Source organism: Mesobacillus maritimus, assembly GCF_019749255.1.
Taxonomy (GTDB): Bacteria; Bacillota; Bacilli; order Bacillales; family Cytobacillaceae; genus Mesobacillus_B; species Mesobacillus_B maritimus_A.
Genome location: NZ_JACWFH010000009.1, coordinates 195,058 through 211,029, shown reverse-complemented (window position 1 = coordinate 211,029; position 15,972 = coordinate 195,058). Strand labels below are relative to the sequence as shown.

Annotated in this window: 15 protein-coding genes; 12 read left to right on the top strand and 3 right to left on the bottom strand. The window is 40.5% G+C overall.

The annotated features are described in order from the left end of the window. Positions 1–22 precede the first annotated feature (22 nt). The 6 genes from H0185_RS09675 (at position 23) to H0185_RS09650 (ending at position 3,831) form a co-directional block, all read left to right on the top strand. Entirely contained in the window at positions 23–217 is a 195-nt protein-coding gene (locus tag H0185_RS09675) for a hypothetical protein (RefSeq protein ID WP_221873287.1), read from the top strand. A gap of 151 nt (positions 218–368) precedes the next feature. Further along, positions 369–1,292: a cysteine synthase A gene (gene cysK / locus H0185_RS09670; protein ID WP_221873286.1), complete on the top strand. Its 924-nt coding sequence runs from the start codon at positions 369–371 to the stop codon at positions 1,290–1,292. A 54-nt stretch (positions 1,293–1,346) separates the two neighbouring features. Continuing rightward, entirely contained in the window at positions 1,347–1,772 is a 426-nt protein-coding gene (locus H0185_RS09665; protein WP_221873285.1) for an OsmC family protein, read from the top strand. Positions 1,773–1,926: 154 nt separating this feature from the next. Continuing rightward, positions 1,927–2,745, top strand: coding sequence for a uroporphyrinogen-III synthase (locus tag H0185_RS09660; RefSeq protein ID WP_221873284.1), 819 nt, complete (start codon positions 1,927–1,929; stop codon positions 2,743–2,745). Positions 2,746–2,934: 189 nt separating this feature from the next. Continuing rightward, positions 2,935–3,477 carry a YitT family protein gene (locus H0185_RS09655; protein WP_221873283.1) on the top strand — a complete coding sequence of 181 codons (543 nt, stop codon included), beginning with the start codon at positions 2,935–2,937 and terminating at the stop codon, positions 3,475–3,477. 126 nt (positions 3,478–3,603) lie between these two features. Next, positions 3,604–3,831, top strand: a complete 228-nt coding sequence (locus tag H0185_RS09650; protein WP_246629110.1) for a CsbA family protein — start codon at positions 3,604–3,606, stop codon at positions 3,829–3,831. Positions 3,832–3,870: 39 nt separating this feature from the next. Here H0185_RS09650 and H0185_RS09645 read toward each other — a convergent pair whose 3' ends face one another. Beyond that, entirely contained in the window at positions 3,871–5,154 is a 1,284-nt protein-coding gene (locus H0185_RS09645; RefSeq protein WP_221873282.1) for an ATP-binding protein, read from the bottom strand. A 545-nt stretch (positions 5,155–5,699) separates the two neighbouring features. On the opposite strand from H0185_RS09645, the gene uvrB reads away from it, so the two are divergent. The 4 genes from uvrB to H0185_RS09625 all read left to right on the top strand — a co-directional run bounded on the left by uvrB (position 5,700) and on the right by H0185_RS09625 (position 12,693). Further along, positions 5,700–7,676, top strand: coding sequence for an excinuclease ABC subunit UvrB (gene uvrB, locus H0185_RS09640; protein WP_221873281.1), 1,977 nt, complete (start codon positions 5,700–5,702; stop codon positions 7,674–7,676). Between the two features lie 7 nt (positions 7,677–7,683). Beyond that, complete coding sequence (gene uvrA / locus H0185_RS09635; RefSeq protein ID WP_221873280.1) at positions 7,684–10,560, top strand: excinuclease ABC subunit UvrA; 2,877 nt, start codon at positions 7,684–7,686, stop codon at positions 10,558–10,560. A gap of 661 nt (positions 10,561–11,221) precedes the next feature. Beyond that, the gene (locus tag H0185_RS09630) at positions 11,222–12,343 is read left to right on the top strand and encodes a DUF4097 family beta strand repeat-containing protein (RefSeq protein ID WP_221873279.1); all 1,122 of its coding nucleotides are present in this window, start codon (positions 11,222–11,224) and stop codon (positions 12,341–12,343) included. Then, positions 12,340–12,693 carry a phage holin family protein gene (locus H0185_RS09625; RefSeq protein ID WP_221873278.1) on the top strand — a complete coding sequence of 118 codons (354 nt, stop codon included), beginning with the start codon at positions 12,340–12,342 and terminating at the stop codon, positions 12,691–12,693. Before H0185_RS09630 ends, H0185_RS09625 begins: the two co-directional genes overlap by 4 nt. An 86-nt stretch (positions 12,694–12,779) precedes the next feature. Here the strand turns inward: H0185_RS09625 and H0185_RS09620 are convergent, their stop codons facing one another. Continuing rightward, the gene (locus H0185_RS09620) at positions 12,780–13,577 is read right to left on the bottom strand and encodes an N-acetylmuramoyl-L-alanine amidase (RefSeq protein WP_221873277.1); all 798 of its coding nucleotides are present in this window, start codon (positions 13,575–13,577) and stop codon (positions 12,780–12,782) included. 95 nt (positions 13,578–13,672) lie between these two features. After that, entirely contained in the window at positions 13,673–13,906 is a 234-nt protein-coding gene (locus tag H0185_RS09615; RefSeq protein ID WP_221873276.1) for a DUF2164 domain-containing protein, read from the bottom strand. 182 nt (positions 13,907–14,088) lie between these two features. On the opposite strand from H0185_RS09615, the gene hprK reads away from it, so the two are divergent. Next, complete coding sequence (gene hprK, locus H0185_RS09610) at positions 14,089–15,024, top strand: HPr(Ser) kinase/phosphatase (protein ID WP_221873275.1); 936 nt, start codon at positions 14,089–14,091, stop codon at positions 15,022–15,024. 65 nt (positions 15,025–15,089) lie between these two features. Beyond that, positions 15,090–15,947, top strand: coding sequence for a prolipoprotein diacylglyceryl transferase (lgt, locus tag H0185_RS09605; protein WP_221873274.1), 858 nt, complete (start codon positions 15,090–15,092; stop codon positions 15,945–15,947). The last annotated feature ends 25 nt before the right edge of the window (positions 15,948–15,972 follow it).

The window sequence follows — 15,972 nt, the reverse complement described above, 5'->3', positions numbered from 1 at the left end:
TCATGGGTTTGGAGGGGAGAGCATGAGTTTATCCATCATAATTGTCCTTGTTATACTCCTTATTGCCATCGTAGGAACACTATTTTTAGCTGGAAAAGGTGACGAAGATTATCGTAATGCAACAAAGCGGAATACGACAAACTTAACCCTAATTTATGTTGTGGTTATCCTTTTTTCATTTATTGCGGTCGGTGTTTATATTAAGTGGTTTGTCTAAGAGACCCACTCTACTGAGGTGATGGGTCATTTTCTTTGAAAAATAGGACCTATTATGAAAAACTAAATAAAAAGGATTCATTGGCGTTCTGAGTAATCGGCGCTATTATGGGGGATTTTACCCTATATAAAGATTGAAAGGTTGGAAAAAGATGAAATTATATAGCTCCATTTTAGATTTAATTGGGAAAACTCCAATCGTAAAAATGAATAAGATCCCCGAACCAACTGGTGGGGAAGTATATGTAAAGCTCGAGTCTTTTAATCCAGGGGGAAGTGTGAAAGACCGTGCTTCAATCAATATGATTGAAACAGCTGAAGCAGAAGGAAAGCTTATTCCTGGAAAAAGCACCGTAATTGAGCCCACTTCGGGGAATACAGGAATTGGGATTGCGATGGTTTGTGCCGTTAAAGGTTACCGCTGCATCATCACAATGCCAGCAAATGCAACGGCCGAACGAGTGAAAATATTGAAGGCCTATGGAGCGGAAGTGCATTTAACGCCCGCGGATTTACGGATGCAAGGAGCAATTGACCAAGCAAACCGTTTAGCTGAAGACCTACCAAATAGCTTTATTCCGATGCAGTTTGAAAATAATGCCAATGCAGATGCACATCGTGAAACAACAGCTGTTGAGATTTTAGAAGCGTTTGAAGGGAAATTAGATGCCCTCGTTCTAACCGCTGGTACTGGCGGAACCGTTACAGGAGTTGGAGAGGAATTAAAAAAGCATATCCCTAATCTTAAAATTTACGTGGTTGAGCCAGCTGGTTCTCCTGTTTTGTCTGGAGGTCAACCAGGACCGCATAAAATTCCAGGTACTGGCCCGGGCTTTATCCCGAAAATTTTAAACCACGAAGTATACGATGAAATTTTACATATCAAAGATGAAGATGCACAGACAATGGCTCGCCGTTTAGCGGCTGAAGAGGGAATCTTCGTTGGAGCGTCAGGTGCTGCTTCTGCTCACTTTGCTGTAGAAATTGCTAAGCAATTACCAGCAACAGCAAGAGTCCTATCTATAGCTCCAGATACTGGTGAAAGATACCTTTCCTCTGACTTATTTCCTAGTTAATAGGGGGATTAAGTCTAGCAAGTAAGTAGAGAATTGAAAGGAGTTGGAATTACAATGGATTTAACCATTAATTGGAACGATAAAATGGCTTTTTCAAGCGAAACAGCTTCAGGACATCAGATCAAAATGGATGCTGCTCAAGAGATTGGTGGCGAAAATACAGGTCCAAGACCAACGGAGTTGCTACTAAATGCAGTAGCCGGTTGCACAGGAATCGATATTATCTCCATCCTCACAAAAATGAGATTAGAACCATCTTCATTTAAAATGGAAGTGCATGGAGACCGCGCAGATGACCACCCAAAACGCTTTACCGATATACATATTCACTATAGTTTAGAAGGTGAATTACCGGAGGATAAAGTGATTCGAGCGATCCAATTGTCAAAGGATAAATATTGCTCTGTTTCACACTCCCTAAGCGCAAATATCACAGCAAGTTATTCTATTAATGGAGTAAAGGGCGAAACTCCACTTTAATCTCTAAAGGTAAAAAACCGATTTCCGTCATTTTGGAAGTCGGTTTTTTATTTTGCTCTGATAATTTGCATTGCTTATTTCTTATTACCATAAAAGAAGAATGACGCTAAAAATGGTATAGTAATGAAAAAGACGACCAGAATGGGGGAGGAAAATGAAAAGGCTAGAAGGGAAAACAATTGCCTTAGCAGGTTCACGCAAACTCGAGGAAATTAGTAAAATCATTACAAATTTAGGCGGTACGCCACTTGTACGCCCGGCGCAGGGGACAGTTTTTCTTGATGATTCCAGACTAGAGGATGACCTTCGCGAACTAGTGGCCGGAAAGTATGACTGGTTTATTTTTACGACAGGGATTGGAACCGAAACCTTATATAAAACTGCTGAGAAAATGGGAGTAGGCAAAGAGTTTCTCCATGCTATTGGCCAAGCAAAGGTCGCGGCACGCGGCTATAAAACAGTAAATATGTTAAAAAAGTTAGGAATTACGCCGGTTGTTCGAGATGATGATGGGAGTACGGCAGGTTTAGTGCGAGCCTTATCTGCACACCTAACTAAACAGGAGAAGGTAGCACTGCAATTGCATGGAGACCCTGCACCAAAACTAATTTCCTTTTTACAAGAACAGCAAGCGGCGTACAAGGAAATCTTACCATATCAGCATATTCCGCCCCAGCAAGAAGTGCTTGATCAATTGGTTCAGGAAATCATATCTGGGAAAGTGGATGCCGTTAACTTTACGAGTACCCCGCAAGCAAGGTTCCTTTTTTCGTTCGCTCGGGAATCAGGCCAGCTCGACGCAGTCTTAGAAGCATTTGCAACGAATGTGGTTGCACTTGCGGTCGGCAAGGTTACAGCCGCCGCTTTAAGAGATGAAGGAATTGAAAGAATCGTCGTTCCAGAAGTAGAACGGATGGGAAGTGCTATTATCGCTTTGGAGAACTTCTATGCAGAGGCCAAGTCCACCATATAAGTCGAGTCTACAATGAATATTTTTTTCACTGCTACCATATGTATAATGGTAGCTTTTTTTGCTCTTGAAAAAGGGATAAAAGTTTCGACTAATAAACTAGTCTTGCTCCAGGCTATACGCCCGCTGAACATGCCACTTACGCTTTTCTTTTTGGAATGAGGTGTTAAAATCGTTGTTAAGTTTGCAGCTATGATTACAGGTAGTGTGTTAATTGGGACAGCCATTAATGGTTTTTTGGTTCCTCATCATCTACTAGATGGGGGAATTGTAGGCATAGCCTTAATTCTTCATTACTATTTTGAGTTCCGGACAGGCTTATGGACCGCTATTCTTAGTGTGCCACTAAGCATTTACGCATGGTTCAATGATAGAAGGCAGTTTTATGGTAGCTTTCAAGGAATGATTGTGACCGCTTTTTTTATTGATGTACTTGCTCCGTTAGAGTACCATTTTTCCCTTCCGATTTGGTTAAGTTCAATGCTAGGAGGAGCAATAAGTGGCGTCGGAGTGGGTTTGATGCTTCGATATAAGACAAGCACGGGTGGGACAGATTTATTAGCTTATTTTATTTCAAAGGCGACTCCCTTGAATATTGGACTAGTAATCTTTCTAATTGATGGAGTGATTGTTTTATTAGGCTATCCAACCCTTGGACTTGAAAGTTTGCTTTTTTCAACTTTAACCATCTTTATAGCAGGCTCGGTTGCCTCTGTATGTTATGAAAGGATATAGAAGTCCACATTACTTAGTTTAAAGAATAATTTCTTGTCTGGTAAAAAGAAAACAGCTATGCTAAATGGTAACAAAGATTGTTCGTCAACATATGATAGGGCGGTCGGGGAAAGGTGCATAGTAGAGATGAAATATATTCTAGCGTTGCTTTTACCAGGAATGATTGTCGTGTTTTTTACTAGAGTTGTTTATAATCATTACCTCGGACTATTGCTATCAGTGGCCTTAATTGCCGCTTCTGTCTATAGAGGTTATACGGATACCATGCCTTTAATCATTATTGATGCGTTCTCATTAACCGTTGGATTTTATTTTGCTAATAAATTGGTTCATCGGAAAGCGCCAAAAAAATAACTGTGCTGGAGACGAGTCCGGCACAGTTACTGCTATCTTTTATGCTTTAGGGAGAATAATGGAAAAGGTAGTCCCTTTTCCAACTTGGCTTGATACTTCAATTTTACCAGCCATTGATTTTAGAATGTTAAAAGCAACCATCGTGCCAAGGCCCGTCCCATTTTTCTTTTTTGAATTAGTTGGAGCGCCAATACGATTTGTTTCCTCGTTACTCATCCCTTTTCCATTATCCTCAATTAAAATATAAATGGAGTCTAGCATCTCATGAACGGCGATTTCGACGACACCATCTTCCTCTATTGCTTCAATGCCATTTTTAATTAAGTTTAGGAGTGCATAACGAAACTGCGAGGGGTCCCCCTTCAACGCAAGGACTCTGTCAATAGCAGGGAAAAACTTTAGTTCAACGTTATGCATGTGCGCGTACGATTGAATCGAATGAATAATAGCCTCAAGCTCAGAGTGAACATTTAAGATGGCCTTCTTATTTTGCTGTTCTTTTGCCAATACAAGATAGTCATTAATAATGTTTTGGGCTGTTTCGAGTTCCTCATTCATTTCATTTACTACAAACCGCTTGTTTGCTGGTAGGTCGGTGTTTTGTAGGATTTCCACTGAATCCTGAATTTTACGAATTGGACTCTGTAGCTTATGGGCAATACTAACTGAGAACTGGCTTAGAAGATGCATTCGCTCGTATTCAATGACTTCAAAATTAATTTTATCTAATTCTAAAAGAGATTCATGAATATGGCGTGTGGCGAGCATGGTGATCATATTTAAGAATGCAAATACAATCCATAAAAAGAATTCTCTTTCGGAGAGGATTTGATCATCAAAAAACTGGGCGCCAAACCCAAATGCCACCATTGCAATCACCAATAAAGACAAGGCATAGGTTCTTTTTCCCTGTGAATCATATTTTTCATATTTATGAAGGGTAGCTTGGAAAATAACTAGAAGCACGACACATATAAGAATCGTCAGGTAAATCCCAGGGCCACCAATGATGAATCGAAACATAATCACAAGGCCAAGTAGCGGGAAGCCAACCTGGTACCCTCCATATAGAAATCCAAGGATGAGCGGGATATATCTAAAATCCAACATAAAGCCCTCGTTAATCGAAACTGGGAAGGCCATACAGGTCAGAATAGATAGACCATAAATGAAAATGAGCCCAAGTTTTCGCTGGGTTTTAGATTGAAATTTTCTTTTGAAGTAAGACTGATAAAATAAAGTAGGGAATAAAATCATTAGGATCTGAATCAGCCACAGACCGACAGGAAGGTAAAAAAATCGGTCCATTTCTTCGTAAAACAATCCTATCACTTCCTTTCTGCCATTATCCATCCATTTTAAAATAAATCTCCATAAAAAACTGTTGTCCATATCACACTTTTGAATTTTCTATGAATTTTCTTTGGTAATTTTTTATTTAAATCAACTTAAGGAAATCTTTTAGTTTGTGTGTACACCCCTTTTCATATGTAAGAAGCGTTTTGTAGGAGTGTAGACTGTTATTGAGTAGGGTAAAATATTAATCATGATACGTAGAAAAAGAGAAACTATAAGCTTCGTTTTTGTCGGATTCCAATACTAATCAAACGTTTGATTAAAAATAACAAGAAACTAGTCATTGAAGGGGTTTACAATGTTAACCAAACGTTTGATGAACCAACATTCGAGGGAAGTCGTTCTAATTTGACACCGCCCATTAAAGTGGTAGAACGCCTGTTTGCTTTTTTGTGGTTACTTTCCTTCCCTTTGTGGTAGAATGATGATATAGAATGTGGAAACATCAGGATAAGTACATAACTTGAAGAGAACAAGTGCAATAGAATAAAAAGATTACAGGAGGATTTGGTGTGGACCAGTTTGAATTAGTTTCAAAATACTCCCCACAAGGTGATCAGCCGGAAGCGATTAAACAACTGGTTCAGGGGATCAAAGAAAATAAGCGGCATCAAACGCTGCTTGGAGCGACGGGGACGGGGAAAACATTCACTGTTTCCAATGTCATTAAAGAGATTAACAAACCGACCTTAGTCATAGCTCATAATAAAACACTGGCTGGCCAGCTATATAGTGAGTTTAAGGAATTCTTTCCTAATAATGCGGTCGAATATTTTGTCAGTTATTATGATTACTACCAGCCAGAAGCATACGTACCACAAACGGATACGTTTATTGAAAAAGATGCAAGTATCAATGACGAAATTGATAAACTACGACACTCGGCAACCTCTTCGCTTTTTGAGAGAAAAGATGTCATTATCATCGCCAGTGTTAGCTGTATTTATGGTCTCGGTTCTCCTGAAGAATATCGAGAATTAGTTGTTTCGCTTAGGACGGGAATGGAAATTGAACGAAACCAGCTTTTACATAAGCTTGTTGATGTCCAATATGAACGAAATGACATCGACTTTAAGCGTGGAACCTTCCGTGTTCGGGGCGATGTGGTGGAAATCTTCCCTGCTTCAAGAGATGAGCATTGCATTCGGATTGAATTCTTCGGGGACGAAATTGACCGAATCCGAGAGGTGGATGCTTTAACCGGGGAAATTCTTGGGGAACGAGATCATGTGGCGATCTTTCCAGCTTCCCACTTCGTTACACGTGAAGAAAAGATGAAAGTAGCCATTGAAAATATTGAAAAAGAATTAGAAGAGCGTTTAGCTGAGATGCGTGAAAACGATAAACTGCTTGAAGCTCAGCGGCTTGAACAACGGACTCGGTATGACTTAGAAATGATGCGCGAAATGGGCTTTTGTTCTGGAATTGAAAACTACTCGCGGCACTTAACGTTGCGACCGCCGGGTTCTACGCCTTATACTTTGCTGGATTATTTTCCGGAGGACTTTTTACTTGTCATCGACGAGTCGCATGTTACCTTGCCACAGGTAAGGGGGATGTATAATGGCGACCAAGCTCGGAAAAATGTACTGGTTGAACATGGTTTTCGTTTGCCTTCTGCGCTTGATAACCGACCGCTTACATTTGATGAGTTTGAGAAGCATATCACCAACGCGATTTATGTTTCTGCCACTCCAGGTCCATACGAAATTGAGCATACTCGTGAAATGGTTGAACAAATCATTCGTCCAACCGGTCTCCTAGACCCAACCATTGATGTTCGACCAATCGAAGGACAAATTGATGACTTAATCGGTGAAATTCAAGAGCGAGTAAAGCGGAATGAACGTGTTCTTGTGACGACTCTGACGAAGAAAATGTCCGAGGATTTAACCGATTACTTAAAGGAAATCGGAATTAAAGTCAATTACCTCCATTCAGAAGTGAAGACATTGGAGCGAATTGAAATCATTCGCGAGCTTCGTCTAGGAAAATATGATGTGCTTGTTGGAATCAACCTCCTTAGGGAGGGGCTAGATATTCCAGAGGTTTCATTGGTAACCATTTTAGATGCGGATAAGGAAGGTTTCTTGCGTTCGGAACGTTCTTTAATTCAAACAATTGGTCGTGCGGCTCGAAATGCCAATGGTCACGTGATTATGTATGCAGATAAAATGACGCATTCAATGGAAATGGCCATTAGCGAAACGAAACGTCGACGTTCAATTCAAGAAGAATACAATGAGAAACATGGCATTACGCCTCAGACCATTCAAAAGGATATTCGTGAGGCAATTCGTGCGACAATTGCAGCTGAAGAGCAGGAAGAGTACAAACCATCAGAAAACATTAAAAAGCTTACCAAGAAAGAACGCGACGAGGTAATCGTCAATATGGAAAAAGAAATGAAGGAAGCAGCAAAGGCACTCAATTTCGAACGTGCTGCTGAGTTGCGTGATCTTATACTTGAGTTAAAAGCGGAAGGATGACAGAAACATGGCGATGGAAAAATTAATCGTAAAAGGCGCCAGAGCCCATAATTTAAAAAATATCGATGTCACCATTCCGAGAGATAAGCTTGTTGTATTAACAGGACTTTCCGGCTCTGGAAAGTCCTCGCTAGCTTTTGATACCATCTATGCAGAAGGTCAACGAAGATATGTTGAATCCTTATCGGCTTATGCCCGTCAGTTCCTTGGACAGATGGACAAGCCAGATGTAGATTCGATAGAAGGACTTTCTCCAGCAATCTCAATTGATCAAAAAACAACAAGCAATAACCCTCGTTCAACCGTGGCAACGGTAACGGAAATCTATGATTATATGCGTTTGTTATATGCGCGAGTAGGAAAAGCAGTTTGTCCAATACATAATATTGAAATTTCTTCTCAGACCATTGAACAAATGGTTGACCGCCTTCTTGAATACCCTGAGCGGACCAAAATGCAAATCATGGCTCCAGTTATATCCGGTAAAAAAGGCCAACATATAAAAGTCCTTGAGGATATAAAAAAGCAGGGATATGTTCGTGTGCGAATTGACGGGGAAATGCATGATGTGAGTGACGAGATTGAGCTCGATAAAAACAAGAAACACTCGATTGAAGTAGTAGTGGACCGAATTGTTGTGAAAGAAGGAATCTCTGCCAGGATTGCGGATTCTCTTGAAACGGCCTTAAGGCTAGGGGAAGGAAAAGTTTTAATCGATGTGATTGGTGAAGAAGAGCTACTGTTCAGCGAAAACCATTCCTGCCCATTATGTGGGTTCTCGATAGGTGAATTGGAGCCGAGAATGTTTTCGTTTAACACACCTTATGGAGCATGTCCAGAGTGTGACGGCCTTGGCTTTAAGAAGAATGTGGATGTTGACCTTGTGGTCCCCAATAAAGAATTGAGTTTAAGAAAGCATGCCATTGCCCCATGGGAGCCGACAAGTTCACAATATTACCCACAGTTGCTTGAAGCAGTTTGCAATCATTACGGAATCGATTTAGATACTCCTGTAAAGGATTTACCAAACGATCAGCTTGATAAAATCCTTAACGGGTCAGGAAGTGATCGAATCTACTTCCGTTATGAAAATGATTTTGGGCAAGTAAGAGAAAATTATGTTCAATTTGAAGGTGTCCTACGTAACGTTGACAGGCGTTATAAGGAGACAAGCTCCGACTTTATTCGGGACCAAATGGAAAAATATATGGCTGAAAGCCCTTGCCCTTCTTGTAAAGGAAACAGGCTAAGACCAGAAAGCCTTGCCGTGCTTATTGAAAATAAGCACATCGGGCACATATCAAGACTTTCGGTTGAAGAAGCCTATCAGCACTTTGAAAATCTTCAGCTTTCTGAAACAGAAATCCAAATTGCCAATCTAATTTTAAGGGAAATCAAAGAACGACTTGGTTTCTTAAAAAATGTTGGTCTCGATTATTTAACCTTGAGCCGAGCCGCTGGAACATTATCAGGGGGAGAGGCGCAACGAATAAGGCTTGCAACGCAAATTGGCTCCAGCCTGACAGGCGTTCTTTATATTCTTGATGAACCTTCTATCGGTCTCCATCAGCGAGATAATGACCGCTTAATTGACACCCTTAAAAATATGAGAGACATCGGGAACACGCTTATTGTCGTAGAACATGATGAAGATACGATGTTAGCGGCAGATTACTTAATCGATGTTGGACCTGGCGCAGGGGTTCATGGCGGTACGATTGTGTCAGCGGGAACGCCTCAAGAGGTTATGAACGATCCAGGTTCGTTGACAGGACAATATCTGTCAGGAGGTAAATTTATTCCGTTGCCAATCGAACGGCGAAAACATGATAACCGTTTCGTTGAAATAAAAGGGGCAAAGGAAAATAACTTAAAAAACATTAATGTAAAATTTCCACTTGGGACGTTCATTGCAGTGACGGGCGTATCAGGATCAGGCAAAAGTACGTTAATCAATGAAATTTTGCATAAGTCACTTGCAATGAAGCTAAATCGCGCCAAAAGCAGACCGGGTGAGTTTCGTGAAATAAAAGGTGTGGAACACCTAGAAAAGGTGATTGATATTGACCAAGCCCCTATTGGTCGAACACCGAGGTCTAATCCAGCCACCTACACCGGAGTTTTTGATGACATTCGTGATGTCTTTACGTCAACAAATGAGGCAAAGGTTAGAGGCTATAAAAAAGGCCGCTTTAGCTTTAATGTGAAAGGTGGTCGTTGCGAAGCCTGCCGTGGAGATGGGATTATCAGAATCGAAATGCATTTTCTTCCAGATGTGTATGTACCATGCGAAGTATGTAATGGGAAACGGTATAATCGTGAAACGCTAGAAGTGCAGTATAAAGGAAAGAACATTTCTGATATTCTCGAGATGACCGTCGAGGACGCGGTGGAGTTCTTTAGCAATATCCCGAAAATTAAACGAAAGCTTCAAACGATTGCCGATGTTGGCTTAGGCTATATTACACTCGGCCAGCCAGCCACTACTCTATCTGGAGGAGAGGCCCAGCGTGTTAAGCTTGCATCTGAACTTCATCGACGTTCACAAGGGCGCTCCCTTTATATTCTTGACGAACCGACAACAGGCTTGCATGTTGATGATATCTCTCGTCTGTTATTAGTTCTGCAACGGCTAGTGGACAATGGTGATACCGTGCTTGTCATTGAGCATAATTTAGACGTTATTAAAGCAGCGGACCATATAATTGACCTCGGACCTGAAGGTGGAGATCGTGGTGGTACCATTGTCGCCACCGGTACACCAGAACAAATCGCAGAGGTGCCAGAGTCCTTTACTGGCAAGTACTTAAAACCAATCCTAGAACGTGATCGATTACGAATGAAACAACAGGTTCTGGAAAAAGAAAGCATCAGCTCAACATGACCTGAGTAACCGAAAAACGCTCTCGACTTTTCAGCGAGATGCGTTTTTCTTTTGTCTCAGTGCTCATAGTCATTGTAGATCAGGGAGTATGGGAAAAGAGGAGCCGCCTCAAAGCCCATAGTCAAGGAGAGTCATGGAGTATGGGAAAAGAGGAGCCGCCTCAATGCCCATAGTCAAGGAGAGTCATGGAGTATGGGAAAAGAGGGGCTCTCTCAGTGCCCATAGTCATGGGAGGTTATGGAGTATGGTAAAAGAGAAGCCGTCTCAATGCCCATAGTCAAGAAGAGGTATGAAGTATGGTAAAAGAGAAGCTGTCTCAATGCCCATAGTCAAGGAAAGGTATGAAGTATGGTAAAAGAGCAGCCGCCTCAAAGCCCATAGGCAAATAAAGTCATGAAGTATGGGATAAGACAAGCCCTCTCCAACCCCATAGTCATAGAAAATCATAAGGTATGGGAAAAGACTAGTCTTGAGCAACAAAAATTCCTTTTACTCAGCTTGAATGAGAAATGTATTTTTACCCTAATCTAGAAATGTAGTAAGAGGATTGAAACCTCTGCTATTGTACATACGTATTACTAATAGAGCCTCATTAATTATTGCATTACTGTTTTAAGTTTGGGAAATGAGAATATATTGAGAGTGCGAGGAGGTAGTTTAGATGCAAGAAGAGCGAAAGAAGATATTGAAGATGGTGGAAGAAGGGAGACTGACCGTTGAGGAAGCTTTATTCCTTATCGAAGAGCTTGATAAAAAGGAAAAAACCATGGAAGACAAAAAAGCAGAGCTGATTACGGAACTGTCAACGACAGTAAAGCAGGATGATTCATACACTAATGGTCATTACAAAAAGGAAGAGTCTACAGGACCAAAGCTTCATTCGGCCGTTGATAAAATCATGGATTTTGTGGATACAGCCTTCAAAAAAATTAAGGACTTTGACTTAGATTTAAACTTCGGTCAGTCTGTAGAGATTACTCATATTTTTCAGCAGAGCGGTACAAATTTAACACAGGTGGACATTGACCTGGCAAATGGGTCAGTCGAAGTAATCCCTTGGGATCAAGAAGATGTGCGAGTAGAATGCGCAGCGAAGGTTTATCGTGTTGAAAATCAAGAACAAGCAAGACAAAAATTACTCGATGAGGTATTGTTTTCAATTGATGGTCAAAAATTGATTTTCTCGAACCAACAAAAATGGATGAAAGTCGATGTGACCATGTACATTCCTCGTTTAGACTATGATAAGGTAAGAGTTCGACTATTTAATGGTGCTATTACCGGCACGAATATAAAAGCAAATGACCTAAAGGCAAAGACCGCCAATGGGAAAATTAAATTTGAAAATCTTGTGTGTAAAAAGCTTGAAACCGAAACAGCAAACGGTGGTATTCAAGTGTCCGAGAGTCATATTTATGAATTGGAGGCAGAAACAATCAATGGTTCGATTAGAACCGATGGAACCTTCCAACGTGCGGATCTGCAATCCTTTAGTGGAAGCATAAACTGCACACTAAGAAACCAAACATGTGAAAGCATTGAAGCTTCATCTGGAACAGGTGCAGTCGACCTGTTTGTCCCAGTGGGTACTCCAGTTAGAGGTGAGCTTAAATCAAATTTGGGGAACTTCAATATAGAACTTGAAGGCGTTGAAATCATTGAGGATAAAAGTGAAATGGTTCAAAAATCGATGCGGTTCGTGACAAGGGAAGAAAGTAGTACTCCGTTGAGAATCTATGCCGAATCAAAGACAGGATCCATTTCGCTTAGAAAAACCCTATGAAATGGTTGATTGGAATTGTCATCAATGCTGTCATCTTTATTGCGATTGCAGGCTATTTTGAGTCTTTCTATTTATCGAGCTTTAGTGCTGCTTTAGGAGCTAGCTTTTTACTTTCCATTTTAAACATTTTGGTCCGACCGATTCTGATTATCTTGACTCTCCCAGTAACGTTGGTCACCTTAGGGCTATTTCTGATTGTTATAAATGCCATCACACTTTTACTTACTGAATCTTTAATGGGAAGTTCATTTGAAATTGAAGGATTTGGAATGGCACTTCTGACGACTCTATTAATGTCGCTGGTTAACATCGTTTTACAAAATACAATCTTAAAAAAAGATAAAGAATAACAAAAAAGAACAATAAAATTGCCGGTCTTTTATGGGAGTCCGGCTTTTTCAATGTTCTTGTTTAGAGGTTTTGTTAACTAAAAGATTTAATCAAGAAAAATAACGGTCTCATATCCTTCATTTCGTAATTTGGAGACAAGTGAATCCGCGTTTTGCTTCCTTTCAAAAGCTCCAACTTGGACTTTATAATATCCATTCTCCTGATACACATAAGGAGTATAACCAGCACTACGTAATTTTGTAGCTAAATCATCAGCATTCTTCTTCGCTTTAAATGCTCCTGCTTGTACTTTGTACAAACCAGAAGTACTAGGTGGAGATGGATTGCTTTTTCTTTTGAGGTTAAATTGATCGGAAACGGCCTTAACAATTCCTTCTGCAATTGTTCGCCGATATTCCTCTGAACGAAGGAGTTTGAGGTCGTTTTGGTTTGTCATAAATCCGCATTCAACTAGGACACCGTCCATTTTCGTCTCCCTTAGTACATGAAAGTCTGCTGTTTTGACGCCTCGATTTGGAAGTCCTGTTTCTGCAACAAGATTTCGTTGGATTTTTTGTGCAAGCTGCAAGGCAATGCGAGGCTTAGATGTATAAATATAGGTCTCAATGCCACTGGCACTTGTCCATCCTCCGCTTCCAAACGCATTCGCATGAATCGAAACATAGATATCAACATTCAAGCTGTTTGCATTGTTGGTCCGTTCCTGTAGCGGAACATCACGATTGTCCGAATGGGCAAAGTAGACAGTGACGTTTTGATAATTTTGCAATAAACTCCTTGCGTGAAGCGCAACTGCCCTGTTAAACTCGTACTCTATCATGCCATCTGGACTGCGTTTTCCAGGTGTATTATACCCGTGACCTGCATCAAGCATGATTTTCATTCTATCACTCCTTCCATTATATTATTTATTCATTGTTATAATATGAAGGTTGAGTAGATACGGACAGGGTCTAATGTATGGGAAAACAAATTTGACTACTTTTTCTCAATCTCAAATAAATCTTCTAGTTTTTGAGACATAAACCGGTAAGAATCTTGGACACCTAGATTATAAAAGGTAGGTCCTAATTTTTCGGTAATAAAATCAAGCATTAACACTGCTGCCAAATCTCCGAGCTCCTCTCCCCGTTCCTCCATGAAATATGTTTGTATCGCTGCAGCCATTTCTTCCTTTGTACTTTTTGGTAATTCAAACATTTTTGCACTCATTTACTAATCCCACCTTTTGCTTTTATCATCATTATACCCTCTTAGGGAGAAATCGAGCTAACCACCTTGATTTTATAATTATCTACCAGGTTTTAGAGTTTCCTTCGTTTTGTTCTTATCGAAATAATGCTAAAATATATAGTATTGATTTTTTTATTAAAAATTTGAAGGAGGATTCCTCTTTGCCTAAAGTCAGAACAAAAGATATTATCGAAAAATTTAAACTCGAACTCATTAGTGGGGAAGAAGGGATTAACCGCCCAATTACAATTAGTGACTTATCGCGGCCAGCACTTGAAATGGCCGGATTCTTCGAATATTATCCAGCAGAACGAGTGCAATTACTTGGGAAAACAGAGCTAACCTTTATCGAAAAATTAAGTGATAAAGACAGAGAAAAAAGATTAGCTCAGCTTTGTACAGACCTTACTCCAGGAATCATCGTCACGAGGGACATGGAAATTCCTGCAGAGTTAATCGAAGCTTCTGAGCGGGAGTCTGTTCCAGTCATGAGGTCAAACCATAAAACAACGCGTTTATCGAGTCATTTGACCAATTATCTTGAAAGTAAGCTAGCTCCGACTACAGCCGTCCATGGTGTCCTTGTAGATATTTATGGGATTGGCGTCCTTATTACTGGTAAGAGTGGGGTTGGTAAAAGCGAAACGGCGCTTGAACTTGTGAAGCGCGGCCATCGTCTTGTTGCAGATGACTGTGTGGAAATTCGTCAAGAGGACCAGGATAATCTGATCGGTACATCCCCTGAATTGATTGAACATCTCCTCGAAATTCGCGGACTTGGGATTATTAATGTTATGACGTTATTTGGTGCCGGTGCCGTGCGTACACATAAACGCATTTCGTTAAATATCGATTTAGAGCTTTGGGATAAAAATAAAACCTATGATCGACTCGGTCTAGAAGAAGATAAGTTGAAAATCATTGATTCACATATTACCAAATTAACGGTACCCGTTCGCCCTGGGCGAAACCTTGCTGTAATCATTGAGGTAGCTGCGATGAATTTCCGCCTGAAACGGATGGGAGTGAATGCAGCGGAGCAATTTACGAGCCGACTAGCAGATGTCATTGAAGATGGGGATCATGAGGATATTTAGAAACGGTAGGTCTTATCACTCCAAAAAATTTAACTAAATAGATAGAATAACAAAGGAGAATGGATATGGAAGAAAACTTTCAACCGATTGATCCGATTGCCTTCTCATTAGGACCTATCCAAGTACATTGGTATGGAGTCATAATTGGGGTAGGAATCGCGCTCGCACTATGGTTAGCTATGCGTGAAGGGGAAAAACGTGGCTTAGAAAAAGATCTTTTCGCTGACCTAATGTTATGGGCAATCCCCATTTCCATTTTAAGTGCAAGAATTTACTATGTTCTTTTCCAATGGGATTACTATGCACAACATCCTTCAGAAATTCTAGCGATTTGGAATGGTGGGATTGCCATTCACGGTGCACTCATTGGTGCCGTTGCAACGGCTTATATTTTTACGAAAAAAAGAAATGTTTCCTTTTGGAAAGTGGCGGATATTGCGGCACCAAGTATTATCCTTGGGCAAGCGATTGGACGCTGGGGAAATTTCATTAATCAGGAAGCACATGGTGGAGAGGTTACGCGGGCGTTCCTTGAAAACTTAATGCTGCCAGAGTTTATTATCAATCAAATGTATATTAATGGAGCCTATTATCATCCAACCTTTCTCTATGAGTCAGTATGGAATTTCCTCGGATTCGCCTTGTTGATAGGGCTTAGAAGAGTGAATCTTGGTAGAGGAGAACTTTTCCTCAGCTATGTGATTTGGTATTCAATTGGTCGTTTCTTTGTCGAAGGCATGCGGACAGATAGTTTAATGTTGACAGATTTTTTAAGAATCGCCCAAGTTATCTCAATTGGTCTCATTCTTCTTGCTGTAGTCTTATGGTTTTACCGGAGAATGAAGGGCTTATCGGCTATCCGCTATTTAGATGACGAGAATACGAAGTCGTCAAAGAAACAAGTCAAAGGGAATAAGAAATAGAAAGTTTTTATATGAACAGGGGGAG